The following is a 25,502-nucleotide window of genomic DNA, read 5'->3' on the forward strand; positions in this document are numbered from 1 at the left end:
GCTAAATCCACCCCTTCAACCTTTACAGGATGAGAATATGGTCACTTTCCAGACTAACCATGGCGATATCGTTATCAAAACCTTTGACGATAAAGCGCCTGAAACTGTTAAAAACTTCCTGGATTACTGCCGTGAAGGTTTTTACGACAACACCATTTTCCACCGTGTTATCAACGGCTTTATGATCCAGGGCGGCGGTTTTGAGCCTGGCATGCAGCAGAAAGCCACCAAAGCGGAAATCCGTAACGAAGCCAACAACGGCCTGAAAAACACCAAAGGCACGCTGGCGATGGCCCGTACCCAGGCGCCACACTCCGCGACCGCGCAGTTCTTCATTAACGTGGCGGACAACGACTTCCTGAACTTCCGTGACGAAAGTCTGCAGGGCTGGGGCTACTGCGTCTTTGCTGAAGTTGTGGAAGGCATGGACGTGGTTGAGAAAATCAAAGCCGTTTCTACTGGCCGCAGCGGAATGCATCAGGACGTGCCAAAAGAAGACGTCGTGATCCAGAAAGTCACCGTTAGCGAATAATGTCGCATACGCTGTTTATCGCAGATTTACATCTGTGTGAAGAAGAACCGGCAATCACTGCCGGTTTTCTTGCTTTTTTGCGGCGTGACGCGCGTCAGGCCGATGCACTGTACATCCTCGGTGACCTGTTTGAGGCCTGGATTGGCGATGACGATCCCAATCCGCTTCACGCCAAAGTCGCCGCCGCGCTTGATGAATTAAGGCTGGCGGGCGTTCCCTGCTACTTTATTCACGGCAACCGCGATTTCCTGCTCGGTCAGCGCTTTGCAAAATCATGCGGTATGCGGCTGCTGCCGGAAGCGCAACGGCTGGAGCTGTATGGTCGGCCGCTGCTGATTATGCATGGCGACACGCTGTGTACTGATGACGAAGGCTATCAGCGCTTTCGCCGCAAGGTCCATCAGCGCTGGCTGCAAAAGCTTTTCCTGTCGCTGCCGCTGTCGCTGCGCCAGCGTATCGCTCAGAAAATGCGTGCTGGCAGCAAGCAGGCCAACAGCAGCAAAACGATGGCGATTATGGACGTTAATAACGAAGCCGTTACCTATACGATGAGCCGCTATCAGGTGCAGTGCCTTATTCATGGCCATACGCACCGCCCCGCCGTTCATACGCTCACCGTTAACGGTCTGCCCGCCGAACGCGTGGTGCTGGGCGCCTGGCACACGGAAGGATCGATGATCCGCGTAACCTCATCCGGAACGGAACTGATCGCTTTTCCCCTGTAAATTCTTCCCATATTGCGTCGACCAAAACGCTTGCTGTCTGAGCTACGCCAAAAGCCTCCCGGCTTAACGTTCCGGCATCTGATGCAGTGGCTTTAAGCCTGCTGCTGGTCAGCTGACAGGCGCGAAGTTCCCCATTCCGTGATGCGATTGAACCGACGCAACCGTTTTCCTGCCCGGTGAGTCATGCTATTCTCTCAGCCCTTCCTGTCTGGCTGACCGACCAGCTTTCAGACACTGTTTGTATAATCACAGGAGTCACACCCGCATGTCTTCTACTGCCGCACCGGCCCGCATCGCCATTGTAATGGGTTCTAAAAGCGACTGGGCAACCATGCAATTCGCCGCGGACATTCTCACCAGCCTGGCCGTTCCTTTTCATTGTGAAGTGGTTTCAGCGCACCGTACGCCGGACAAGCTGTTCAGCTTTGCCGAACAGGCCGCAGAGAACGGTATTCAGGTTATTATCGCCGGCGCTGGCGGCGCGGCGCACCTGCCCGGCATGCTGGCGGCGAAAACGCTGGTGCCCGTGCTGGGCGTACCGGTGCAGAGCGCGGCGCTGAGCGGCGTTGACAGCCTTTACTCCATTGTCCAGATGCCGCGCGGCATCCCGGTCGGCACGCTGGCTATCGGTAAAGCAGGCGCGGCTAATGCGGCGCTGCTGGCCGCACAAATCCTGGCGCTACACGATGCGGAGTTAAACCAGCGTCTGTCCGCCTGGCGTCAAAGCCAGACTGACGAAGTTCTGAATAACCCGGATCCGCGGGAGGAAGCATGAAGCCAGTCTGCGTATTAGGAAATGGTCAGCTGGGGCGGATGCTGCGCCAGGCTGGTGAACCGCTGGGAATAGCCGTTTATCCTGTCGGGCTGGATGCGGAACCGGAAGCGCTGCCTATCCAACAAAGCGTGATCACGGCGGAAATCGAACGCTGGCCGGAAACGGCGCTGACGCGTGAACTCTCGCATCATAATGCCTTTGTAAACCGCGATATTTTCCCGCTGCTGGCCGATCGTCTGACGCAAAAACAGCTGCTGGATCGGCTGAACCTGGCTACCGCGCCCTGGCAGCTGCTGAGCGATGCCGCGCAGTGGCCCGATGTTTTCGCCAGGCTGGGCGAGCTGGCTATCGTTAAGCGCCGTACGGGCGGCTACGATGGTCGCGGCCAGTGGCGTTTACGGCAGAACGATGTCGCTTCCCTGCCTGCGGATTGCTACGGCGAGTGCATTGTGGAACAGGGCATTAATTTTTCCGGCGAGGTGTCTCTGGTTGGCGCTCGCGCTCATGACGGCCGCACGGTTTTCTATCCCCTCACCCACAATCTGCATCAGGACGGTATTCTGCGCGCCAGCGTCGCGTTACCGACGCCGGATGCGGAACGTCAACAGCAGGCTGAAAGTATGCTGGCCGCTATTATGAACGAGCTGGACTATGTAGGCGTTATGGCCATGGAATGCTTTGTGGTGCCGGAAGGACTGCTGATTAACGAGCTGGCGCCCCGCGTGCACAACAGCGGCCACTGGACGCAGAACGGCGCTTCCATCAGCCAGTTCGAGCTGCATCTGCGCGCCATTCTGGATCTGCCTTTGCCTGCGCCCGTCGTCAGCACGCCGTCGGTTATGATTAACCTGATCGGCACGGCAGTTAACCTTGCGTGGCTGGAGCAACCGCTGGTTCGCCTGCACTGGTATGAAAAAGAAGTGCGTCCGGGACGCAAGGTAGGGCACCTGAACCTTTGCGATACCAGCCGTGAATCGCTTCAGCAGGCACTGAGCGCGCTGGCGCAGGATTTACCTGCCGATTATGCTGAAGGCATTGCCTGGGCAAACACCCATCTGAAAAAAGACAGTGCTTAACTGTACTTAAGTATGGCTATTAATTTGTTGGTGAAAGTCGTATTGTATTGGCGAACAAAACAATAAATACATAATACTATTAAGTAATTAGAAGTTTTTTTTGCCAACACCAAGGGAACCACTCTCAGATTTTCTGGATAAACACGTAAATTTTGCTTCATGATTGACGTGTCAGGGTCTGGTTTGGTTCTCCTCCCTCGCTTCTCTCATCAAATTGTGCCCTTACGTCAACACCCTGTTTCTTCAGCTTCCATAAAAAGTTACTATGATTTTTCGGCTGCGCCGGACGTGCTGAACATTATTCCGCCATTTACTTTAACGCCGCTCATCTACGGCAGCCTGTCTGAGCAGGGTGCATCGTTAGGTCTGGCTTTAAAAACATGGTAAAGTCGGCTATTGACGATGGAAGCCCCACTTTCTCAGGGAGATAATTACATGTCTAAATCATATTTTAGTAATCAGGTTATCAATTCCTCCATAAAAGATTACCTTGAGAGGAAACTGACTCAGTTCAGTAACGTTAAGTATGCCTATGCGATTATGAGTAAACGCAACCCTGCGGATTTCTCTATAATTTCTAACAGGCCGGAATGGTTTCAGGTTTATGTCGAAAACAACTTTCAGTTTATCGATCCCGTTCTGATCACGGCGCTTTACCGTGTTTCGCCCTTCTCATGGGACGAAAACATTATGCTGAACAAGGGCGTCAAGGTTCCTAAGCTTTTTGATATGGCGCGTAACCACAATATCATCAACGGCTATACGTTTGTTCTTCACGACCACAATAACAATCTTGTCGTGCTCTCAATCATGCTGGACGAGCACTGTGACGATAATATTGAAGAAGTGATCCAGACGAATAAAAGCAAATTGCAAATGCTGCTGATTAACGCCCATGAAAAGCTGACGGAGCTGTATCAGGAGCAGGCAAGAAAAACTGATTTTGATGAAATGAACACGCGGGAAATATTCTCTAAAAGAGAGAATGAGATTATTTACTGGGCCAGCGTGGGCAAATCCTACCAGGAAATCGCGTTAATTCTGGGCATCAAGCTCACCACGGTTAAATATCATATTGGTAACGCGGTGAAAAAGTTGGGCGTTACCAATATGAAACATGCCATCAGATTAAGCATTGAGCTACAGCTAATCAGGCCGGTGCTGACTGACGGGGAATGAGAGCGGCCAGGCATCCAGGGCCATTGTTAACTCGGGTGCCTTAGATTTTACCAGGTCAATCAATATACGCTGGTTATCATCATCTACAGGCATAAAGATCAGAAATATCTTTTCTTTTTTCTCGGAAAGACTTTGTGCCTCTACCGAAACCTTCCAGCCAGAACGCTTAAAAATGAGATACATAGGATGGCTGACGATGGCGTATATGCCGTCATATTTATAGTGCCGGGCATAATTAATCATCGATAAAAAAAGCAGCGCGCTGACGGGTTTCTCACGCAGCTTTAACATCGTCATCCGCTCTTTATCGATAAACAGACGGCTGGCCTCTACGTAGTTCCCTTCGGGAAGCGTAAAATCTTTAAACCATGACCGGAACGTGCCGGTAATCATATTCGGGTGTTGGGTTTCTATAAAGCGAAGGCTACAAACGCAGGTATCCTGGTGGACGCCAAAAACATAAGTGGTTTGTTCATTATCATATTCATCGAACTCCATCTCATCCTGGCTGTTGACCATCCAGTTGAGTCTGTCTTTAAATACTCTTTTTCTTAAACCAAATAGCTCAGTTGACTTCATTTCAGAGAGATGACGATATTTTATATCCAGCAGATCCAACATTTCAGCTATTTCCCTATTCCACTATCTACGTTATTTATGACCTTTATCACAGCCCGCAGGAAAGCAAAACCGGTCAGGCGAAACGATTCAGAGGTTCCCGGCCGCCTCAGAATACGAAAGAAAATAAATGATAAAGGCCGATACATATCGGCCTTTATTCTACGCTGCGTTATACCCTCTGAACAATGCCTTTCCTTTAAGTAACCTTATGCCTAACCAGCCGCCGCACAGCGACAGTAAACAGGTGCCGGCCAGAGGCAACCTTACCCACAGGAGATAGTCGGGCTGCCACGGGAAATCAAACACCTTACGCTGCAGGCCCCACAGCGCCGCCTCGGCGCCCAGCGTGGCGGCGATGCCGGAGACGCAGCCCAGCAGCGCAAACTCGCACCACAGCGTGTGCCTCAGCAGCTTTTTACCGGCGCCCAGCGTTCGATATACCACCAGCTCCTGCCTGCGCTGACGCATCCCGACCTGTATCTGCGCCAGCAGCAGTAAAATACCGCAGGCGGTGACCAGCACGACCATGATCTCCAGCGCCTGGCTCACCTGCGCCAGCACCTGCCCTATTTGCCGCAGGATAGTGCCGATATCCAGCAGGCTGAGCGTAGGAAAGGCGCGATTCAGCTGCGCCAGCAGCGCATTATCATGATCAAGCCGAAAGCTGGTCAGCCAGGTTTGCGGCTGTCCATCCAACGCGCCGGGCGGAAAGATAAAGAAAAAGTTGGGCTTGAGGCTTTCCCAGTCCACTTTGCGCAGACTGGTAATTTTTGCAGAGAAGGTTTGCGTATCGCCGGTGAAGGTCAGCGTATCGCCAGGCTTAACGCCCAGCCTCTCCGCCAGCGCTTCTTCTATCGAGACTTCGCCCGCCCGGGGCGGCCAGCTACCGGCAACCAGCGGATTATGGTCGGGCAGCTTTTCAAGCCAGGTCAGGTTAAGCTCGCGGTTCAGCGCGTTATCCAGCGACGGATCGGCAGGCTGCTGATTAATCGAGGTTAGCCGCGCTCTGACAATCGGATAAAAAGTCTGTGGCTGGATATGATGTTGCTCCAGGAAAGCACGCACCGGCGAGATTTGCTCCCCGGTTAAATTAAGCAGGAAATAATTAGGGCTGTCGGGCGGGAGCTGCTGCTGCCAGCGATCGAGCAGATCGCCGCGCATAACCAGCAGCAGAGCCAGCAGCATAAAAGAAAGCGAAAAAGCGGCCAGCTGGCTGAAGGTCGCCGAGGGCTGACGCAGCAGTCGGTTAACCGCCAGCCGGAAAGCCAGGTTACGCACGCGCAGCCGCCGCAGCAGCAACAACGCGCCCCACCCCAGCCCGCCCAGCAGCAGCGTCAGTAGCAGGATGCCGGCGATCAGCGCCCAGAGCAGCCTGCTGCCGCCGACCAGCAGTGCAAGCAGAACCACTATCGTCAGCGCCATTATCGGAAGATAAAATTTCAGCGGCCAGACGGAAGCGATGACATCGCGCCGCAGCACCCGCAGCGGCTGGGTAGCCAGCAACAGCCGATAGGGCCGCAGGCCAACCAGCAGGGAAATGGCAAACAGCGATCCCGTTGCCCACAGCCAGGGCCAGAAACTGGCCGCAGGCAGTTCGCCCGGCAATACCGGCCGCAGCATTTGCAGCAGCAGCGCCTCAAAGCCTTTTCCCACGATGCCGCCGCAAAGCGCCGCCAGCAGCAGCACGGCCAGCCACTGACCGACAATCAGTTTGCGCAGGGCCGCTCTGTTGGCGCCCAGCGTCTTCAGCACGGCAACCAGATCGTAACGGCTGCGGCAGTAGTGGTTCATGGCGACAACCACGGCGGCAATCGCCAGCATCAGCGTCAGCAGCGCTGAAAGCAGTAAAAATTGCTGCGCGCGCTGCATCGATTTGCCGAGGGCGTCCTCTGAGTTCTCCACGCTGATCCAGCGCTGTTCGGGCTGAATACGCGCCGCGATAAAGCGGTCGTAGTTCGCCAGCTGCGAAGCCGTCCCGGCAAATTTATAACGCCATGTCACCCGGCTTCCCGGCTGAATGGCGCCGGTCTTTGCCACATCCGCCAGGTTCATTAACAGACGCGGCGCGGTCTGAAAGGGATTAAACCCGGCGTCGGGTTCCTGAATGACCTCTCCGGCTACGTGCAGCGTGGCATCGCCCACGTCCAGCTTGCTGCCCGCCTTCACATCCAGCAGCGCCAGCAGCCGCGGTGCGGCCAGCACGGTGCCCGCCACGGGACGCAGCCCGGCGGGTTCGGTAGCAAGCTGGCCGAACATCGGATAGCGGTCGTCCACGGCTTTTACGGCAGCCAGCTGCGGCGTGTCGCTGGCGAAGGTCATGGTCATAAACGTCAGCTGACGGCCCACCTGCAACCCTTCGCGGCGCGCCTCATCCAGCCAGGCTTGCGGCACCTCGCGCGAGCTTTGCAGCGTGCGGTCGCCCGCCATATAGTCGCGGCTTTGCTGGGTCAGCCCCTTTTCCATCCTGTCGCTGAGCGATCCCAGCGCCAGCACGCAGGCCACCGCCAGCGTTAGCGCCAGCCAGACGATCAGCAGCGAAGGCGATTTCCATTCCCGCCAGAACCAGCGCCAAATCATACTTCCTCCTGAAGTTTGCCATCGCGCATTCTTAAGCGGCGATCGCAGCGGGCGGCCAACTGCTCATCATGGGTAACCAGGATCAGCGTGGTGGCAAAATCGCGGTTCAGTGAAAACAGCTGCTCGACGATCCGTTCGCCCGTCTGGCGATCGAGATTACCGGTCGGCTCATCGGCGAACAGCAGCGCCGGACGCCCGCTAAAGGCACGCGCTAACGCCACGCGCTGCTGCTCGCCGCCGGAAAGCTGCGACGGCAGATGGCTCAGGCGCGCCGACAGCCCCAGCTGGCCCAGCAGGTTTTTCGCCTGTTCGCGGCTTTGCGCATCGCTTTCGCCGCGCAGCAGCGCTGGCAGCTGCACGTTTTCCAGCGCGTTCAGCGTCGGCACCAGCATAAAGGACTGAAACACAAAGCCGACGCTTTTAGCACGCAGCGCTGCCCGCTGTTCCTCATCCATCTGATGTAAAGGCGACCCCAGCAGAAAAACTTCGCCTTCGCTGCCGTCGTCCAGACCGGCCAGGATCCCTAACAGCGTCGACTTCCCGGAACCGGACTCGCCGATTAGCGCGATGGTCTCGGCCGGTTTGACAACCAGCTCAACTCCGGTAAGGATGGAAAGCTGATGCTCACCCTGACCGACGGACTTACTAAGACGATGAACTTCAAGAATGTTTTCCGCTGGCATTACCTTATCCTGTTATTTTTGGCTCTGACGACGCTGCGTGCGGCGGCGGCGGACAAATTGCTGGTGCTGGGCGACAGCCTGAGCGCGGGCTATCGCATGTCCGCCAGCGCCGCGTGGCCAGCGTTACTCAATGATAAATGGCAGAAATCTCCCGTCATTATTAACGGTAGCATAAGCGGCGATACGGCGGCGCAGGGTCTGGCCCGCCTGCCCGCTTTGCTGCAGCAGCATCAGCCTCGCTGGGTGCTGATTGAGCTGGGCGGCAACGACGGGCTGCGCGGTTTTCCTCCTCAGCAGCTGGAGCAGGAACTGCGGCAAATTATTCGCCTGGTGAAAACGGCTGGCGCACAGCCGCTGCTGATGCAGGTTCGCCTGCCGCCTAACTATGGCCGTCGCTATACCGAAGCATTCAGCGACGTTTACCCCAGACTGGCGAAAGAGTTTTCTCTGCCGCTGCTGCCCTTTTTTATGGAGCGGGTCTATCTGAAGCCGGAATGGATGCAGCAGGACGGCATTCACCCGAATCCTGATGCGCAGCCCTTTATTGCCGATCAGATGGCAAAAGCGCTGGCTCCGCTAGTTAACCATGAGTAACCGAGATTGCAGATCGCCTACAGGTAAAGTTATGCAAAAAACAGTTGTTATCACCGGCTGCTCCAGCGGGATCGGCCTGGTCGCCGCCAACGATCTGCTGCGACGCGGCTACCGTATTCTGGCCGTCTGCCGTAAACCGGAAGACGTGCAGCGCATGGACGAGCTGGGTTTTACCGGCGTCGAAATGGATCTGAACAGCAGCGAAAGCGTTATCCGCGCGGCAGAGCAGATCCTTGCTTTAAGCGATAACCGGATTTTCGCGCTGTTTAATAACGGCGGCTATGGCGTTTACGGCCCGCTTACCGCAATTAGCCGTCAACAGATGGAACAGCAGTTCGCCACCAACTTTTTCGGCACGCATCAGCTGACGATGCTGCTGCTGCCGGCTTTACGCGCCAGCGGCGACGCGCGCGTTATCAATACCAGCTCGGTAATGGGCCTGATCGCCACGCCGGGACGCGGCGCCTACGCGGCCAGCAAATATGCGCTGGAAGCCTGGTCCGACACGCTGCGCATGGAGCTGCACGGCAGCGGCGTTCAGGTCAGCCTGATTGAGCCAGGCCCGATCAAAACCCGTTTTACCGACAATGTGAATCAGGCCGAACGGGAGAAACCGGTAGAAAATCCCGGTATCGCCGCCCGCTTTACGCTGCCGCCGGAGGCGATCCTGCCGAAGCTGCGCCACGCGCTGGAGAGCCCGCGACCTCGCTTACGCTATCCTGTAACGATGGTCGCTCACGCCATCACGCTGCTGCGGCGTATTTTGCCGGGCCGGATGCTGGATCGCATTTTGCGCGGTAAACCGACGCAGACGCCAACAAAACCTTGAAGCCAAAGCATCCGCCCCAATAAAGTAAGAAACCCGGAATAAAGAGACGAATTCATGTCATCACAAGCTGCTATTGTCACCATTAACGAAAGCAACCTGCATCAGACGCTTGAGCAGTCGATGCAGATCCCCGTGCTGTTTTACTTCTGGTCTGCGCGCAGCCAGCACTGTCAGGAGCTGACGCCGCTGCTGGAGCGCCTGGCGCAGGAGTATGCCGGTCAGTTTATCCTTGCCGAGCTGGACTGCGACGCGGAGCCTGCCGTTGCCCAGCAGTTTGGCCTGCGCGCCATTCCTACCGTTTATCTGTTCCAGAACGGTCAGCCGGTAGACGGTTTCCAGGGCCCGCAGCCGGAAGAAGCCGTGCGCGCGCTGCTGCACAAGGTGCTGCCGAAAGAAGAAGAGCTGAAGGCGCAGCAGGCCATGCAGCTGGTGGAGGAAGGTAAGCCGCTGGAAGCGCTGCCGCTGCTGAAAGAAGCCTGGCAGTTAAGCAACCAAAACAGCGAAATGGGCTTTCTGCTGGCCGAGGTGTTAATCAGCCTGAACCGCAGCGATGAAGCGCAGGCGGTGCTGGACGTGGTGCCGTTACAGGATAAAGATACCCGCTATCAGGGACTGATCGCCCAAATCGACCTGCTGAAGCAGGCGGCCGATACGCCGGAAATTCAGCAGCTGCAGCAGCAAATTGATGCCGATCCTGACAACCCTGAACTGGCGACCAGGCTGGCCGTTCAGCTGCATCAGGTCGGCCGCAACGAAGAGGCGCTGGCGCTGCTGTTCGGCCATTTGCAAAAAGATTTAGGTGCGGCGGACGGCCACGCGCGCAAGATCCTGCAGGAGATCCTGGCGGCGCTGGGCACGGGCAATGCGCTGGCCGCAAAATACCGTCGCCAGCTCTATTCCCTGCTTTACTAACAAAGCATCCGGGCTGAATGGATCAGCCCGTTTTTCAACAACCCGGAGGTTATATGTTGACTGTTATTCCCGTTATTATTCTTGTCGCGCTGGTGATTGTCTGGTCCGGCATCAAAATTGTGCCGCAGGGCTACCAGTGGACGGTCGAACGTTTTGGCCGCTACACCAAAACGCTGCAGCCCGGCCTTAACCTTCTGGTGCCCTTTATGGATCGCGTTGGTCGCAAGATCAACATGATGGAACAGGTGCTGGATATCCCCTCGCAGGAAATCATCTCGAAAGATAACGCCAGCGTGACTATCGATGCCGTCTGCTTTATTCAGGTAATCGACTCGCCACGCGCGGCCTACGAGGTCAGCAACCTTGAGCTGGCTATCGTGAATTTAACCATGACCAATATGCGTACCGTACTGGGCTCGATGGAGCTGGACGAGATGCTGTCGCAGCGCGATAACATCAACACCCGGCTGCTGCGTATCGTGGATGAAGCGACCAACCCGTGGGGCGTCAAAATTACCCGCATTGAAATTCGCGACGTGCGGCCACCGGCCGAGCTGATTGCCTCTATGAACGCGCAGATGAAGGCGGAACGTACCAAGCGCGCCGATATTCTGGAAGCGGAAGGCGTCCGCCAGGCCGCGATCCTGCGTGCGGAAGGCGAGAAGCAGTCACAGATCCTGAAAGCGGAGGGCGAGCGCCAGTCAGCTTTCCTCCAGGCCGAGGCGAGGGAACGCGGCGCAGAAGCCGAAGCACGCGCCACCAAAATGGTTTCAGAAGCCATCGCCGCCGGGGATATTCAGGCCATCAACTACTTCGTGGCGCAGAAATACACCGATGCGCTGCAGAAGATTGGCACCTCGCAAAGCAGCAAAATGATTATGATGCCGCTGGAATCGTCAAGCCTGATCGGTTCGGTCGCTGGCATCGCCGAGCTGCTGAAGGAAACCAAAAAAGACAGGCAAAGCTGATGGCGAGCGAACTGTTCGCCAATCCTGCCTGGCTGTGGCTGACGCTGGGCGGCATCCTGCTTGCGGCGGAAATGCTGGGCGCCAGCGGCTATCTGCTCTGGAGCGGCGTCGCTGCCGTGCTGGTCAGCCTGCTGGTCTGGCTGGTGCCGCTGCCCTGGGAGTGGCAGGGTTTATGCTTTGCCATCCTGACCATCCTTTCCGCGCTGTGGTGGTATAGCTGGCTGCGCGGCCGGGATCGTAAGCAGCCGCCCTCCTCGCTTAACCAGCGCGGCAGCCAGCTGATTGGCTCTGCGCTACGGCTGGAGGAAGCGCTGCACGACGGTATAGGGCATATTCGCGTTGGCGACAGCAGCTGGCGCGTCCAGGCTACGGAAAACCTTCCTGCCGGTACGCCGGTTACGGTGGTGGCGGTGGAAGGGATTACGCTGCGGATCGTCAGGCGAGATCCCAACAACGAGCAATCGGCGTAGCCCTTTCGATTTTTACGGGCCGTAAAGATGCCTTAGCGAGCGCCCGCTTAACGCCCCTTGCTCTCGTGGCAGCATCCCGCCAGGTTATCAATAATAGGGCAATCGGCGCCCTCATCGCCCGGACAGCTGGCCGCCAGCGCCAGCAGCCGCTCGCGCATCAGGTTCAGTTCGCTGATATGCGCTTCGATTTCCGCCACTTTATTCAGCGTTCTGGCTTTTACCTCGGCGCTATGGCGCTGCGGATTGTGGAAGAGCAGCAGCATTTCACGGCACTCTTCCAGGCTAAAGCCCACCTGGCGCGACTGGCGCAGCAGCGTCAGCTCCTCCAGATGCTTTGTCGTGTAGTGGCGATAGCCGTTCTCGCCGCGCGAAGGCGCGGTCAACAACCCTTTTTCCTCATAAAATCGGATGGCCTTGCTGGTCAGCCCGGTTTTTTTAGCTACGTCGCTAATGTTCATATAGGGATCCGCCTGTCTGCTATCGCTTAATTTTAACACTCTTCACGGTGGGACTAAAATTGTCCGTGCCGGCCAGAGACAAGCTTGACCCTCCCCTTGATGGAAGGTTTATCCTTAATCCTGACGGTGTTCCGACTAAGCAAAGGAGTTTTTATGTCACAAACAACGGTATTAAAACTGGATGGCCTTTCCTGCGGTCATTGCATAAAAAGAGTCAAAGAAACGCTGGAGAAACGGGATGATGTGGATCAGGCCGAGGTATCTCTGGATGAAGCCCGCGTAACCGGCGACGCTGCACCGCAGGCGCTTATCGCGGTGGTAGAAGAGGCAGGCTATCAGGCCGCGCTGGCGGACGACGCGCGCCCAAAGCCTGAACCGCTGACAGTATCAGATCCCCAGCCGGAAGCGCTGACAGCGGCCCCTTCTCAGCTTCCGGCAACCGATGACAGCTTTCATCTGTTAATTGGCGGCATGAGCTGCGCCAGCTGCGTCAGGCGCGTTGAGCACGCGCTGCAGCAGGTGCCCGGCACGCATCAGGCGCGGGTAAATCTTGCCGAACGCAGCGCGCTGGTGATGGGCGACGTTTCGCCCGATGCGCTGATTCAGGCGGTGCGCAACGCGGGCTACGATGCCGAAATTATCGAAGATGAAAGCGAGCGCCGCGAAAAACAGCAGCAAACGGCGCTTAAAGCGATGCGTCGTTTTCGCTGGCAGGCGCTGCTGGCGCTGGCGTTTGGTCTGCCCCTGATGGGCTGGGGCATGCTCGGCGACAACATGATGTTAACCGCCGATAACCGCGTCACCTGGCTGACACTGGGCGCCGTGACGCTGGTAATTATGGTCGTTGCGGGCGGCCATTTTTATCGTAGCGCCTGGCGCAGCCTGCTGAACGGCAGCGCGACGATGGATACGCTGGTCGCGCTCGGCACGGCGGCGGCCTGGCTCTATTCCAGCGCGGTCACCCTGTGGCCCGCTGCTTTTCCTTCAGAAGCGCGTCACCTTTACTACGAAGCCAGCGTAATGATTATTGGCCTGATTAACCTTGGCCATATGCTTGAACAGCGCGCGCGCCAGCGATCTTCTCAGGCGCTGGAGCGATTATTGGATCTCACCCCGCCTTCCGCCCGTGTGGTTATCGCCGGTGAAGAGAAAGCGATGCCGCTCAGCGAAGTGACGCCGGGCATGACGCTGCGCCTGACCACGGGCGATCGCGTGCCCGTTGATGGCGTCATCGTCCAGGGCCAGGCCTGGCTGGATGAGGCGATGCTGACCGGCGAAGCGCTGCCGCAGGAGAAAAGCGCGGGCGACAAGGTTCACGCGGGCACGGTAATGCAGGACGGCAGCGTGCTGTTCACCGCCAGCGCGGTCGGAAAAAATACCACGCTGTCGCGCATTGTGAATCTGGTTCGCCAGGCGCAAAGCAGCAAGCCCGAACTCAGTCGCCTGGTAGATAAAATTTCTGCGATTTTCGTGCCCGCCGTGGTCGCTATCGCGCTGCTGAGCGCGGCCGTCTGGTATTTTATCGGGCCTGCGCCGCAGCTGGTTTATACGCTGGTTATTGCCACGACGGTGCTGATCATCGCCTGTCCCTGCGCGCTTGGGTTAGCCACGCCGATGTCGCTTACCGCCGGGATGGGCCGCGCCGCCGAGTTTGGCGTGCTGGTGCGGGACGCGGACGCGCTGCAGCGCGCCAGCACGCTGGATACGCTGGTTTTTGATAAAACCGGTACGCTGACGGAAGGCAAACCGCAGGTGGCGGCCATCCGGGTGTTTAACGGTGCCGACGAGCAGCAGGTGCTCTCGCTGGCGGCCGCGCTGGAGCAAGGTTCGCAGCATCCGTTGGCCCGCGCCATTATCGGGCGCGCCGGTCAGGCTGCTTTGCCCGAGGTCACCGGCTTTCGCACGCTGGGCGGCCTGGGCGTCAGCGGGCAGATCCAGGACGAAACCTGGCGGCTGGGCAACCGTACGCTGATGGCGCAACACAATGTGGTTGAGGAGGAAATGGACAAGGCGATCGCCTCTCAGGCCGCGAAAGGCATGACGCCGGTGCTGCTGGCAGCGGGCAATCAGCTTAAAGCTATCTTTTTCCTGCGCGATGCCCTGCGTGAGGAAAGCGTCGCCACGCTGCAGCAGCTGCGCGAGCAGGGCTATCGTTTAGTGATGCTGACGGGCGACAATGAAATCACCGCGCAGGCTATTGCCAGCGAAGCCGGCATCGATGACGTTATTGCCGGGGTCTTGCCGGACGGGAAAGCAGAAGCGATTAAAAAACTACAGCAGCAGGGAGCCAGCGTGGCGATGATTGGCGACGGCATTAATGACGCGCCGGCGCTGGCGCAGGCGGATGTGGGTATCGCTATCGGCAGCGGCAGCGACGTGGCGATTGAGACGGCAGGCATCACGCTGATGCGTCACGATCTGCACGCCGTGGTGGACGCGCTGGCCGTGGCAAAAGCGACGCTGCGCAATATGAAGCAGAACCTGCTGGGAGCGTTTATCTATAACGCCTGCGGCATCCCGATTGCGGCTGGCGTGCTCTATCCGTTAACCGGCACCCTGCTCAGCCCGGTCGTAGCCGGTGCCGCGATGGCGCTCTCTTCGGTAACCGTCGTCAGCAACGCCAACCGACTGCTTCGCTATCAGCCGCCAAAGTGACGCACGGTCTTGTCTGAAAGCCCGGTCTCCGTCTGTCCTTCGGTGGGCTAAACCGTTAGCATAAGGGAAACTAACGGAGCGGAGCCTATGGGAAAATTACTGCAAAAGGCTGTCGCGCTGTGGCGCAAACTCTCGCCCATTAGCTATGCCTATCCGGCGCAGGATATGGCGCTCGGCGCCCGCCAGCTGCATCTGGTGGGCAGTATTCATATGGGCACGCAAACCATGATGCCGCTTCCGGCGGCGCTGCAAAAAAAACTGGCGCGGGCCGATGCGCTGATTGTGGAGGCGGATATCACCTCCGGCGCCTCGCCTTTTAGCGCCAGTGAAATCTGCCCGCCGCTGGCGGAGCGTCTGAGCGAGCGGGAGCTGGAGGAACTGCAGCGTGTCTGCCGCGAGGTCGCTATTGACGCAGAAGTTATCGATCGGCTGCCCGCCTGGCAGCTAGCCTTAATGCTGCAGGCGCAGCAGGCCCAGCGTCTTGGGCTGCGGACGGATTACGGTATCGATTTCCAGCTGCTCAGCGCCGCCAAAGCGCAGGGGAAAAAAATCATCGAGCTGGAAGGGCCGCAGGCGCAGCTGGATCTGTTGAAAGCGCTGCCCGATAACGGTCTGTCGCTGCTGCAGGATACGCTGCAGCACTGGCACACCAACGCGCGCCTGCTGCAAACCATGATTGGCTGGTGGCTGGAAACGCCGCCTGCGGACAGCCGACCGGCCCTGCCCGGTACCTTTAACAGCGCGTTAAACGAGGTGCTGATGCTGCAACGCAATCAGCGCTGGCGGCAGGATCTGACGGCGTTGCCGCCAGGGGAGTATGTGGTGGCCGTGGGCGCGCTGCACCTGTATGGCGAAGGCAATTTGCCGGACCTGCTGAAAAAAGGCTAAAAAAAAGGCCAATATCGCTACCGGCCATGAATAAGATCTGTTTTATGATTTTAGTTCGCCTTCGACAAAGGCCGAAGGGGCAAAGATTGTCGCCTGGATCCCACATTTTCGCCAGTACTTTTTTTCGCCAGTTGTTCCATGCGCCACCTGAGGAGAAGCGTCGTGACGCCAGCCGTAAAACTGCTTGAAAAGCAAAAAATAAAATTTCAGCTGCACAGCTATGAGCACGACAGCAGCGAGACCCACTTTGGCGATGAAGCCGTACGGATGCTGAACCAGGATCCCGATCGGGTGTTTAAAACGCTGTTGGTTTCGCTGAATGGCGAGGCGAACACGCTGGCGGTAGCCGTCACGCCCGTTGCCGGCCAGCTGGATTTAAAAAGCGTCGCCAAAGCGCTGGGCGTAAAGAAAGTCGAAATGGCCGATCCGCAGATCGCCCAGCGAATCACGGGCTATCAGCTGGGCGGCATCAGTCCGCTGGGGCAAAAAAAACGTTTGCCCGTAGTGGTGGATACGCTGGCGCAGCAGTTTCCCACCGTGTTTGTTTCCGGCGGACGACGCGGGCTTGAGATAGAGCTGGCTCCGCAGGATCTGGCGCGGCAGCTCAACGCCAGCTTTGCCGCTATCGCGAAGCGCGACCGCAGCTAGTTGGTCTGCGCCAGCAGCCGATCGATCATCCAGCGCCCGGCCGGGCCGGGCGGCGACAGCCGCGACCAGGCGACATCCACCGAAAGATTCTGCGGCCAGCCGGCGATCGGCAGCTCGCGCAGCACCTGATGGCCGAACTGCTCCACCAGCCAGCGCGGCAGTATCGTCCAGCCAAAGCCCTGTTCCGCCATCTCCAGCAGCAGCAGATAAGAAGGCGCAGACCAGACGCCGTTGCCCGGCCGGGGCCGCCCCTTCTCTACCCACGTGTTCAGACAGAGCTGCCGCTCGCTTTTTAACGCTTCGCTGCTGACGACAGCCTGCCGCGTCAGCGGATGATCCTGATGCAGATAAATAGCCATCTGCGCTTTAACCTGAAGCCTTGCAGTGGCGATATCAGCCGGGTAATGCGGCTGCACGCGGATCACCCCAATATGCGCCCTTCCGGCCTGGATCAGATCGATAACGTCGGCATCTTCGGCAATCATGCATTCAAATTCAATCTGCGGATAGCGATCGGCAAAGCGTCTCAGCAGCGATTCATGGTAATCCGCCTGCCAGAAATCGGAGATCGCCATGCTCAGGCAGGGTTCCACATCGCCAGTCAGGCGGATAGCTAGCTCATCCAGCCGCTCGCTGGCCGCCAGTATTTCCCGCACCTGTGCCAGCGCCCGCTGCCCGTTCTCTGTCAGCACCGGCGAGCGCCCGTCGCGGCTGAACAAGGCGAACCCCAAATCTGTTTCCAGGTTGGCCACGGCAGCGCTGACGGTGGACTGGCTTTTACGCAGCGCTCTGGCAGCGGCAGAAAAGGAGCCGCTTTCCACCGTCTGTACAAACGCCTGTAACGATTCCGGTGAATATCGCATTTAAGTATCGCTTTTTCCGATGGGTAATCATTTTATCTTAGCAAACCGGGCAGGCAAAATACCGGTCTGATTTTAAGGAGAACCAATGAGCCGTACACTGAAAGAACGTTTTTTCCACGCCCTGGGTTTTGAAGCATTGGCCGTGACGATAGTTTCGCCGCTGGCCGCGTGGGCAATGGATAAACCGCTGTTCCAGATGGGCGCGCTGGCTATTATGCTGTCGACCGTCGCCATGCTCTGGAACATGGTTTACAACGCCGGTTTCGACCGTCTATTCCCGAACGGCCGTCAGAGCTGGCTGCTGCGTATCGTGCACGCGCTGGCTTTTGAAGGCGGGTTTATTCTGATTGGTTTGCCAATCGCCGCCTGGATGCTGGGCGTTTCGCTGTGGCAGGCGCTGCTGCTGGAAATCGGCTTTTTCCTTTTCTTCCTGCCCTATACGGTGGTCTATAACTGGTTATACGATACGCTTCGCGCCAAATGGCAGCGCAAAGCGCATCCTGTGTCTTCAGAACAGTGACGACCAGACCTGGCGCATAGCCAGTTCAATACGCGGCAGCCGCCATTTTTTCGGCGGCTCGTCGGCTTTTTGTTCCGTCACGGCGGCCTTCTGCTGATAAAGAATTTCGTCGTGCGGTGCAAAAGCGCTGGCTTTCAGCGGCGAGTGCTTCTCAATATACTGTTTCAGCACCTCGGCATCGACAAAGCCGGTGTTTACGTAGCCCGGCATAGAGGTGATAACAGGATAGCCGTCGCCGCCGGTCGCGTTGAAGCTGAGCGTCGCCATGCGGTAGGTTTTGTCCGCCTGGAGCGGTTCGCCTTTGATTTTTACGTCATGAACGCTGCTGCCATCGGCCGTCAGGCTAACGTTGGCCAGCTGCGCGTAGGCGCCGGAATCGACCTGTTTATTCGCCACTACCGCCAGATATTTTTCAACTTCGCTGCCCTTCATATCGACATAGACGACCGTGTTGCCGAAAGGCTGCACCTTCAGCACATCCTTGTAGGTGATGTCGCCGGGTTCGATGGAGTCCCGCACGCCACCGCCGCTCATTACCGCGAAATCAGCGCCGGTTCGCTCTGCCTGCGCGCTCAGGAGCACACGGGCAAGGTTGGTCTGCACAAAGCGCACCTTGCTGCGATCCCCCTCCAGATGGCCGTCTACGCTGCCGATTTTGACGTTAAGCTGCGCTTCTCCCTTTTTCTGGAAAGGCGTCAGCAGCTTCATCATCGCCGGATTTTTGGCGATTTCCTGGGTGTAATTCACCCAGCTGACGCTGCCGTCGGCGTTGGTCACCTTATGCCGCAGATTGATCGGCACCAGTTCGTAATGTTCCAGCGTCAGCTTGCCGTTCAGGAAGGTAAAATCGGCCCGGCCGATATATTTTCCCCATTCGTGCGCCTGAACAATCCAGGTGCCGTTTTGCCGATCCGGCTGGCACGGCGTGCCCGGCACGTAATCCGCCTGCTTAACGTTTTCCTTCGCCATACAGACCGGATCCTGAGAATGGCCGCCCACGATCATATCCAGATAGCCTGCCGGCAGCGCCCGAGCCATCTCCACGTCGCCCGGCGCGTTGGAGCCGTGATTGCCGTTATCGTAGTGGCCCATATGCGTCGCCGCGATAATCACGTCCGGCTTCTCCTGCTGGCGCAGCGCTTCCACCACCGCCTTCGCTTCCGTCGCCGGTTTATGAAAAACGATGTCGGTAAAATTCTCTGGGTTGCCGATTTTAGCCGTGTCGTCAGTGGTCAGTCCGATCACCGCGATTTTCAGTCCCATCCGATTAAACAACGCATAGGGCTGGAACAGGCGCTGTCCGGTGCTTTTCTGATAAATGTTGGCGGAAAGCAGCGGAAATTTCGCCCATTTTTGCTGCTGACGCAGCACGGAAAGCGGGTTATCAAACTCGTGGTTGCCGATCGCCATCGCATCGTAGCCAATCAGGTTCATGCCGCGAAAGTCGGGTTCGGCATCCTGTAAATCCGATTCCGGCACGCCGGTATTGATATCGCCGCCGGAGAGGATCAACACCGCGCCGCCGTGCGCCTGCACGTCGTAGCGGATCTGATCCATCATGGTTTTTTGCGCCGCCAGCCCGTACTCGTCATGCTCGTTTTGCCAGAAGCGGCCGTGATGATCGTTGGTATGCAGCACGGTGAATTTATAAACCCGGTCTTTAACCCAGGCCTGCGCGGCAAGCGGCGCGCTGAGTAAAGCCAGCGCCAATAGCGTCAGCGAGTTTTTTTTCAGTGAAAGCACAACGGATCTCCTTGTTGAAGCACTTATAAGGCTGGCGTAACCAGCAATCTACTACAGGCGCGGCGAATGGCAAGCGGTGCCGGTTTTCGATAGCGCGTCACGGGCCCTTAAAACAAGCGCGACGGCAAGATGAGTGCTAAATCTGCGGCCTTGCTGCATACGCATCCTGTTTAGTGCGGTTGTTTGCAGCTGTGTCGCAAAAAAGCGGCCTGCGTTTTGAAAGATAACTGCATAATCTTTATTATCAGAACAGTCATTATTCAGCTCTCCAGCCACTTAACACATTAAAATCACGCGATCCTGTGTGTTTTTGCTGCCAGCGCTTTTTTTCACATTTTTACCTGAATAAGGCAGGCAGACTAGCCGGATATACCATACACTTTAAGCTTACATTCGGATACATTTGCACATACAAGGAGAGAAGCATGCACCACACTACCCCGCTTATCACCACCATTGTCGGCGGGCTTGTTCTCGCTTTTCTCCTGGGTATGCTGGCCAATCGGCTGCGGGTTTCGCCGCTGGTTGGCTATTTGCTGGCTGGCGTGCTGGCCGGCCCGTTCACGCCCGGTTTTGTCGCCGATACCAATCTGGCACCCGAGCTGGCGGAGCTGGGCGTCGTGCTGCTGATGTTTGGCGTTGGCCTGCATTTCTCGCTGAAGGATCTGATGGCGGTTAAAGCAATCGCCATCCCCGGCGCCGTGGCACAGATTGCCGTCGCCACGCTGTTAGGGATGGGGCTGTCTTCGCTGCTGGGCTGGCCGTGGATGACCGGGCTGGTGTTCGGCCTTTGCCTTTCGACCGCCAGTACCGTGGTGCTGCTGCGCGCGCTGGAAGACAGGCAGCTTCTTGACAGTCAGCGCGGGCAGATCGCTATCGGCTGGCTGATTGTGGAAGATCTGGTAATGGTGCTGGCGCTGGTGCTGCTTCCGGCTATCGCGGGCATGTTTGAGCAAGGCAACGCCAGCGTAAGTATGCTGCTGATCGATCTGCTGATTACCATCGGCAAGGTGGTGGCCTTTATGGTGCTGATGATGGTGGTCGGTCGACGCGCGGTGCCCTGGATCCTCGCTCGCAGCGCCGCAACCGGTTCCAGAGAGCTGTTTACCCTGGCGGTGCTGGCGCTGGCGCTGGGCATCGCTTTTGGCGCGGTAGAGTTTTTTGACGTTTCCTTTGCGCTGGGCGCCTTCTTTGCGGGCATGGTGCTGAACGAGTCCGAGCTGAGCCATCGCGCCGCGCATGATACGCTGCCGCTGCGCGACGCCTTTGCGGTGCTGTTTTTCGTCTCCGTCGGGATGCTGTTCGACCCGATGATCCTGCTGGAACAGCCGCTGGCGGTTGCGGGCGTGCTGGCTATTATCGTGCTGGGCAAATCGCTGGCCGCGCTGCTGCTGGTGCTGCTGTTCGGCCATTCCCGCCGTACCGCGCTGACCATTTCGGTGAGCCTGGCGCAGATCGGCGAGTTCGCCTTTATTCTCGCCGGACTGGGGATCTCGCTAAAGCTGCTGCCTGATGAAGGCCGCAATCTGGTGCTGGCGGGCGCCATCCTTTCCATCATGCTTAATCCGCTGCTTTTCGCGCTGCTGCAGCGCTATCTCGGTAAAAAAGAGGCCGAGGAAGAGCAGCAGCAGGCCGCAATAATGGAAGAGGAAAACCCGATCCCGGTTAATCTCTGTAACCACGCCATCATCGTCGGTTTTGGCCGCGTCGGCAGCCTGCTGGGCAGGAAACTGATAGAAAATGGCGTGCCGATTGTGGTGGTTGAGAACAGCCGGACGCGGGTGGATGCCTTAAGGGCGGAAGGGATCAGCGCTGTGTTGGGCAATGCTGCCCGCACGGAGACGATGGATCTGGCGCGTCTGGACTGCGCGCGCTGGCTGCTGCTCACTATCCCTAATGGTTTTGAAGCGGGCGAAATCGTCATCGCCGCACGAGAGAAGCGCCCATCGATTGAGATCCTCGCGCGGGCGCATCATGACGAAGAGGTGCACTACATTACCGAGCGCGGCGCAAATCAGGTGGTGATGGGCGAGCGGGAGATTGCCAACAGCATGCTGAATATTATGCTCGCCAATGAAAAGGCAAGCGCGCCGCAACCCAGCCCGATCTGAAAAGGCGAGTTTGATGACAAACTTAAAAGCCTGCGGCTTACACTGCCATTTTTACAGCGATCCAACCGCTTCACAGCGGCGGAGGCTGAGCGGATAGGCGTTCGCGCATGGACGCGCGAAACGAGCCTACATGGACGTGCGCGTCCGTGTTCCGCTCTGCCTCTGCGGCTATTTACCAGACTGATAGCCAACTGATGGCTGAGCATAGCTTTGTTAACAGTCTCAGGCGGTCTCTGGAAGAGGCCGCGCTCGTCTTATCTTTCCCAGTAGGACTCTTCCAGGCTGTCTTCGCGCTCCGGCAGCCCTCGGGTCAGGCGCGGCGAGTGCTGATTCAGCACCTGATAGCTGACGCGGTTGGCGTATTTACAAACCTGCGCCAGCGAGGAATAGGTCAGGTAGCGACGACCGTGTTTGCTGGAGTTCGGCACGTTCAGACGATGATAGTCGTTAGCGGTGATATCGTGCAGCACCGCCGCCAGCGCGCCGTCGCCCGCGCCGTTGGTGTTCATGATCTTCTCCGGGCCGCCCATATAAGGCGCGATATGCGAGAAAATGCGCAGCGGCTGCTCGCAGTCCTGGTGGCGCATCGCGCGGCTGAACTCATACTGGTTGAACTCCGGGATCGCGCCTGGCAGCAGCGGATGCTGCGTTTTGCGCTTGCCCTCTTCCTCAGTGTAGCCCGCCATATACAGACCGTTCGGCCCGGCGGTGCACAGCACCAGATCCACCCAGTCCAGCGCCATATTCGCCGCCTGTAGCGGATCGCTGAAGCCGGTCAGCGCCTCGCCCTCTTCCTCGTTCATCGCCACCACGGAAACGTGATCGCGCAGGAAATCGCGCCAGAACTGCGGATTGTCGCCAATCACGTATTTCGTGCCCAGCGTCAGCACCACCGGTACGTTATGCTTTTTCGCCCAGGCGATGGCCTGCATCGTTGCTTCCGCCATCGGTTCGCCCGGCTTGCAGCGCAGCAGATAAGAGGTCAGCAGCAGCGCGGACGCGCCCGCTACCACCTCTTCAGGAATGCTTTCCTTGCTCAGCTGGTTCATCATGCCCGGACTGATGGCAAAGGTACGCTCGCCGTGTTCGCCAATCAGCGTAAAGCAGCGGCCGATAGCGCCGTCGACGCCCTGCAAATAGTTCAGATCGGTACGGCTGGAGGTATTGCACAGGTAGCGATAGGCGTAGCTCCCGATCTGCACGTTGCTGCACATCACGCCCAGCAGCACCGAGCGGTCGTCGGCCAGCACCGAGTAGTTGTGCAGCGTGTTGCCGATGGTACCGCCCGCAAACTGATGGGTGATCAGGTTGTTTTGCGTCAGCTCTGCATACAGCGCTTCGGCAACCTCGTCTTCAATCACCAGCGAGTGGCCCGCACTCAGGCCGTAGCGCGCCACAAAAGCGTCATCCACCTTCGCTTCGATATCCACCAGGATCTGATCGATACCCGCTATCCAGCTGGTCGCGGTTTCGCTTTCCGGCTGCACGGGCTGGAGCAGCGGGTCGCGCGCGCTGACGGGAAAGTAGTGTTTGGATTTACGCTGGCCGGGAAATTTCATATTGCTGACTTCTGGAAAGAATAGGAAGCAGCCAATGATAACAGGGATGCGGCTAAGTGCCCACACCCCTCTTTTTTAGCGCTGGCTGTTGACCAGCTCAACCATCATATCGATATGTAGCTCATCGTCGTTCAGCGCCGGGATATATTCAAACTTGGTGCCGCCCGCGTGCATAAAGAATTCGCAGTTCTGCTCGCTGATCTCTTCCAGCGTTTCCAGACAGTCGGCGGAGAAGCCAGGGCTCATGACCTGTACATGCTTCACGCCCTTTGCCGGCAGCGACTGCATCGTTTCGTCAGTATAGGGCGTCAGCCACGGCTCGCGGCCAAAGCGCGACTGGAAAGTCAGCATCGCTTCGTGTTCGGCCAGGCCCAGCGCGGCAATCAGCGCCTCGCTGGTTTCCCGACAGCGCAGCGGATAATCGTCGCCCTGATCGGCAAAACGCTGCGGAATGCCGTGGAAAGACATCACCAGCAGATCCGGCTTGCCATGTTTAGCAAACGACCGTTCGACCGACGCCTTCAGCGCGGCAATATAGGCCGGATGCGTGGCGTAATCGCGGATAAACTGCACCGAAGGCAGGCTGCGATAACCGGCAAAGACCTCGGTGATGCCGTCCCAGACCGCCGCCACGGTAGAGCAGGAAAACTGCGGGTACAGCGGCAGCACGATCAGGCGGGTTACGCCCTGCGCCATCAGGCTGTCAAGCGCGCTTTTCAGGCTCGGATTGCCGTAGCTCATGCCCAGTTCCACAGGCATAGGTAGCCGGGCCGCCAGCGCTTCGCGCTGCCGTTTGCTGTAGACCATCAGCGGCGAGCCGTCTTCCATCCAGACCGATGCGTAAAGTTTTGCAACGCGCGGCGAACGGATCGGCAGGATCACGCCGTTCAGGATTGGCCACCACAGCCAGCGCGGCGTATCGACCACGCGCTTGTCGCTGAGGAACTGTTTCAGGTAGCGTTTAACAGCAGGCGTGGTTGGCGCGTCAGGTGTACCTAGGTTCACCAGCAGCACGCCGGGTTTATCTTGCCTCATTGTTATTCCTTCTCTGGGCATGTCAGGTGATGAAAACGAGAATCATTCTAGCGGAAAATCAGGAAGGGGTAACCAATTGCTGTAGTAGGGCCAGCTTTTGCTGGCCCCGGAAGGTATTAACCGAAGATTTTTTCCAGTTCGGCGCTGACTTCAGACACTTTACGGGTGCCGTCAATTTTGTGGTAAGCGGTGTGGCCCGCTTCCGCTTCTTTGCTGTAGTAGGCAATTAGCGGCGCGGTCATCTGATGATATTCCACCAGGCGCTTACGCACAGTTTCTTCCTGATCGTCTTTACGCGTGGTCAGCTCTTCACCGGTCACGTCGTCTTTGCCTTCCACCTTAGGCGGGTTGAAGGTCACATGGTAAACGCGGCCGGATGGCGCATGAACGCGACGACCCACAATACGTTCAACAATCAGCTCGTCCGGTACGGCGAACTCCAGCACGTTGTCGATTTTGATGCCCGCTTCCTTCATGGCGTCAGCCTGAGGGATAGTGCGCGGGAAGCCATCAAGCAGGAAACCGTTACGGCAATCTTCCTGCGCGATGCGCTCTTTAACCAGGGCAATAACCAGTTCATCAGTGACCAGTTTGCCTGCATCCATCAGTTCTTTGGCCTGTTGACCCAGCTCGCTGCCGGCTTTAACCGCTGCGCGCAGCATGTCGCCCGTGGAGATCTGCGGAATGCCGTATTTCTCCATAATAAACTGAGCCTGTGTCCCCTTACCTGCACCCGGAGCACCGAGCAGAATAATACGCATTGCGTAAATCCCCTTGCGAATCGCTTTAATCAAGTTATGTAGGGCATGAACATACCATCATGCCCCTGTATCCACAAGGAACGCGGCCGTTAAGCTGGGTTATCGCCCGGTAAAGTTACCGGTAACGCCAGGGGGTTTCGGCATTATTGACGCCGCTTTAGCGCTTTACGGGCGCCGTCGTGCCGAAAGCCTTGTTTTCAGACAATTTCACCTTTTCGCCAGCAGGATCGCTACCGGTATAGTCCCTTGAGAGACGCGGTTTTCGGCAGGATCGCGCTTGCGGGAAAGCGTCGGGATGACAGGGAGTTGAGTTAAGAACC

General features: G+C 57.6%; 24 protein-coding genes. 15 read left to right on the forward strand and 9 right to left on the reverse strand.

What is annotated here, in order from left to right; translation table 11 throughout:
- Positions 1-37: 37 nt before the first annotated feature.
- The 5 genes from ppiB (at position 38) to QZH36_RS06945 (ending at position 4,287) form a co-directional block, all read left to right on the forward strand.
- On the forward strand, positions 38-532 hold the full coding sequence (gene ppiB, locus QZH36_RS06925) for a peptidylprolyl isomerase B (protein ID WP_125288486.1): 495 nt from the start codon (positions 38-40) through the stop codon (positions 530-532).
- The gene (gene lpxH / locus QZH36_RS06930) at positions 532-1,257 is read left to right on the forward strand and encodes a UDP-2,3-diacylglucosamine diphosphatase (RefSeq protein WP_253454990.1); all 726 of its coding nucleotides are present in this window, start codon (positions 532-534) and stop codon (positions 1,255-1,257) included. Before ppiB ends, lpxH begins: the two co-directional genes overlap by 1 nt.
- A gap of 265 nt (positions 1,258-1,522) precedes the next feature.
- Positions 1,523-2,032: a 5-(carboxyamino)imidazole ribonucleotide mutase gene (gene purE / locus QZH36_RS06935; RefSeq protein ID WP_253454991.1), complete on the forward strand. Its 510-nt coding sequence runs from the start codon at positions 1,523-1,525 to the stop codon at positions 2,030-2,032.
- Complete coding sequence (purK, locus tag QZH36_RS06940; RefSeq protein WP_301729872.1) at positions 2,029-3,108, forward strand: 5-(carboxyamino)imidazole ribonucleotide synthase; 1,080 nt, start codon at positions 2,029-2,031, stop codon at positions 3,106-3,108. Before purE ends, purK begins: the two co-directional genes overlap by 4 nt.
- 435 nt (positions 3,109-3,543) lie before the next feature.
- Positions 3,544-4,287 carry a helix-turn-helix transcriptional regulator gene (locus QZH36_RS06945; RefSeq protein WP_125288482.1) on the forward strand — a complete coding sequence of 248 codons (744 nt, stop codon included), beginning with the start codon at positions 3,544-3,546 and terminating at the stop codon, positions 4,285-4,287.
- On the opposite strand, the gene QZH36_RS06950 is transcribed toward QZH36_RS06945, so the two are convergent.
- From QZH36_RS06950 to ybbA, 3 genes are all read right to left on the reverse strand, one after another.
- Positions 4,255-4,908, reverse strand: coding sequence for an acyl-homoserine-lactone synthase (locus QZH36_RS06950; RefSeq protein ID WP_253454994.1), 654 nt, complete (start codon positions 4,906-4,908; stop codon positions 4,255-4,257). The genes QZH36_RS06945 and QZH36_RS06950 overlap by 33 nt on opposite strands.
- A 159-nt stretch (positions 4,909-5,067) precedes the next feature.
- The gene (gene ybbP / locus QZH36_RS06955) at positions 5,068-7,485 is read right to left on the reverse strand and encodes a putative ABC transporter permease subunit YbbP (protein ID WP_301729873.1); all 2,418 of its coding nucleotides are present in this window, start codon (positions 7,483-7,485) and stop codon (positions 5,068-5,070) included.
- Positions 7,482-8,168 (reverse strand): putative ABC transporter ATP-binding protein YbbA, encoded by a 687-nt coding sequence (gene ybbA / locus QZH36_RS06960; protein WP_301729874.1) that lies wholly within the window; start codon positions 8,166-8,168, stop codon positions 7,482-7,484. The genes ybbP and ybbA overlap by 4 nt, the downstream gene beginning before the upstream one ends.
- Between ybbA and tesA the strand changes: the two genes are divergently transcribed.
- From tesA to QZH36_RS06985, 5 genes are read left to right on the forward strand one after another with little or no spacing between them, the layout of a single operon-like run.
- Entirely contained in the window at positions 8,139-8,762 is a 624-nt protein-coding gene (gene tesA / locus QZH36_RS06965; protein WP_301729875.1) for a multifunctional acyl-CoA thioesterase I/protease I/lysophospholipase L1, read from the forward strand. The genes ybbA and tesA overlap by 30 nt on opposite strands.
- Before the next feature lie 31 nt (positions 8,763-8,793).
- On the forward strand, positions 8,794-9,591 hold the full coding sequence (locus QZH36_RS06970; RefSeq protein ID WP_301252368.1) for an SDR family oxidoreductase: 798 nt from the start codon (positions 8,794-8,796) through the stop codon (positions 9,589-9,591).
- A 54-nt stretch (positions 9,592-9,645) separates the two neighbouring features.
- Positions 9,646-10,503, forward strand: a complete 858-nt coding sequence (locus QZH36_RS06975; RefSeq protein ID WP_301729876.1) for a co-chaperone YbbN — start codon at positions 9,646-9,648, stop codon at positions 10,501-10,503.
- Between the two features lie 53 nt (positions 10,504-10,556).
- Positions 10,557-11,471, forward strand: coding sequence for an SPFH domain-containing protein (locus QZH36_RS06980; RefSeq protein ID WP_301729877.1), 915 nt, complete (start codon positions 10,557-10,559; stop codon positions 11,469-11,471).
- Positions 11,471-11,941, forward strand: coding sequence for an NfeD family protein (locus QZH36_RS06985; protein ID WP_253455000.1), 471 nt, complete (start codon positions 11,471-11,473; stop codon positions 11,939-11,941). Before QZH36_RS06980 ends, QZH36_RS06985 begins: the two co-directional genes overlap by 1 nt.
- Positions 11,942-11,988: 47 nt before the next feature.
- On the opposite strand, the gene cueR is transcribed toward QZH36_RS06985, so the two are convergent.
- Positions 11,989-12,399 (reverse strand): Cu(I)-responsive transcriptional regulator, encoded by a 411-nt coding sequence (gene cueR / locus QZH36_RS06990; protein ID WP_253455001.1) that lies wholly within the window; start codon positions 12,397-12,399, stop codon positions 11,989-11,991.
- A gap of 153 nt (positions 12,400-12,552) precedes the next feature.
- On the opposite strand from cueR, the gene copA reads away from it, so the two are divergent.
- From copA to ybaK, 3 genes are all read left to right on the forward strand, one after another.
- Positions 12,553-15,054, forward strand: a complete 2,502-nt coding sequence (copA, locus tag QZH36_RS06995) for a copper-exporting P-type ATPase CopA (protein ID WP_301729878.1) — start codon at positions 12,553-12,555, stop codon at positions 15,052-15,054.
- An 87-nt stretch (positions 15,055-15,141) separates the two neighbouring features.
- The gene (locus QZH36_RS07000; RefSeq protein ID WP_301729879.1) at positions 15,142-15,942 is read left to right on the forward strand and encodes a TraB/GumN family protein; all 801 of its coding nucleotides are present in this window, start codon (positions 15,142-15,144) and stop codon (positions 15,940-15,942) included.
- Positions 15,943-16,104: 162 nt separating this feature from the next.
- Complete coding sequence (gene ybaK / locus QZH36_RS07005) at positions 16,105-16,590, forward strand: Cys-tRNA(Pro)/Cys-tRNA(Cys) deacylase YbaK (protein ID WP_125288471.1); 486 nt, start codon at positions 16,105-16,107, stop codon at positions 16,588-16,590.
- Here the strand turns inward: ybaK and QZH36_RS07010 are convergent.
- A complete protein-coding gene (locus tag QZH36_RS07010; RefSeq protein WP_253455006.1) occupies positions 16,587-17,453 on the reverse strand; it encodes a LysR family transcriptional regulator in 867 nt (288 codons plus the stop codon). The two genes, ybaK and QZH36_RS07010, sit on opposite strands and share 4 nt — an antisense overlap.
- A gap of 85 nt (positions 17,454-17,538) precedes the next feature.
- Here QZH36_RS07010 and QZH36_RS07015 point away from each other — a divergent pair, with 85 nt between their 5' ends.
- Positions 17,539-17,973, forward strand: a complete 435-nt coding sequence (locus QZH36_RS07015; RefSeq protein WP_253455007.1) for a multidrug/biocide efflux PACE transporter — start codon at positions 17,539-17,541, stop codon at positions 17,971-17,973.
- On the opposite strand, the gene ushA is transcribed toward QZH36_RS07015, so the two are convergent.
- Positions 17,962-19,707, reverse strand: a complete 1,746-nt coding sequence (gene ushA, locus QZH36_RS07020; protein ID WP_301289738.1) for a bifunctional UDP-sugar hydrolase/5'-nucleotidase UshA — start codon at positions 19,705-19,707, stop codon at positions 17,962-17,964. The two genes, QZH36_RS07015 and ushA, sit on opposite strands and share 12 nt — an antisense overlap.
- A 434-nt stretch (positions 19,708-20,141) precedes the next feature.
- Between ushA and ybaL the strand changes: the two genes are divergently transcribed.
- A complete protein-coding gene (gene ybaL, locus QZH36_RS07025; protein ID WP_301729880.1) occupies positions 20,142-21,827 on the forward strand; it encodes a YbaL family putative K(+) efflux transporter in 1,686 nt (561 codons plus the stop codon).
- A gap of 254 nt (positions 21,828-22,081) precedes the next feature.
- On the opposite strand, the gene QZH36_RS07030 is transcribed toward ybaL, so the two are convergent.
- The 3 genes from QZH36_RS07030 to adk all read right to left on the reverse strand — a co-directional run bounded on the left by QZH36_RS07030 (position 22,082) and on the right by adk (position 25,182).
- Complete coding sequence (locus QZH36_RS07030) at positions 22,082-23,386, reverse strand: inosine/guanosine kinase (RefSeq protein WP_125288466.1); 1,305 nt, start codon at positions 23,384-23,386, stop codon at positions 22,082-22,084.
- 75 nt (positions 23,387-23,461) lie between these two features.
- Positions 23,462-24,421, reverse strand: a complete 960-nt coding sequence (gene hemH, locus QZH36_RS07035) for a ferrochelatase (protein WP_253455011.1) — start codon at positions 24,419-24,421, stop codon at positions 23,462-23,464.
- Between the two features lie 116 nt (positions 24,422-24,537).
- The gene (adk, locus tag QZH36_RS07040; protein WP_253455012.1) at positions 24,538-25,182 is read right to left on the reverse strand and encodes an adenylate kinase; all 645 of its coding nucleotides are present in this window, start codon (positions 25,180-25,182) and stop codon (positions 24,538-24,540) included.
- Positions 25,183-25,502: the final 320 nt, after the last annotated feature.

The organism is Erwinia wuhanensis (assembly GCF_030484085.1).
GTDB lineage: Bacteria > Pseudomonadota > Gammaproteobacteria > Enterobacterales > Enterobacteriaceae > Erwinia > Erwinia aeris.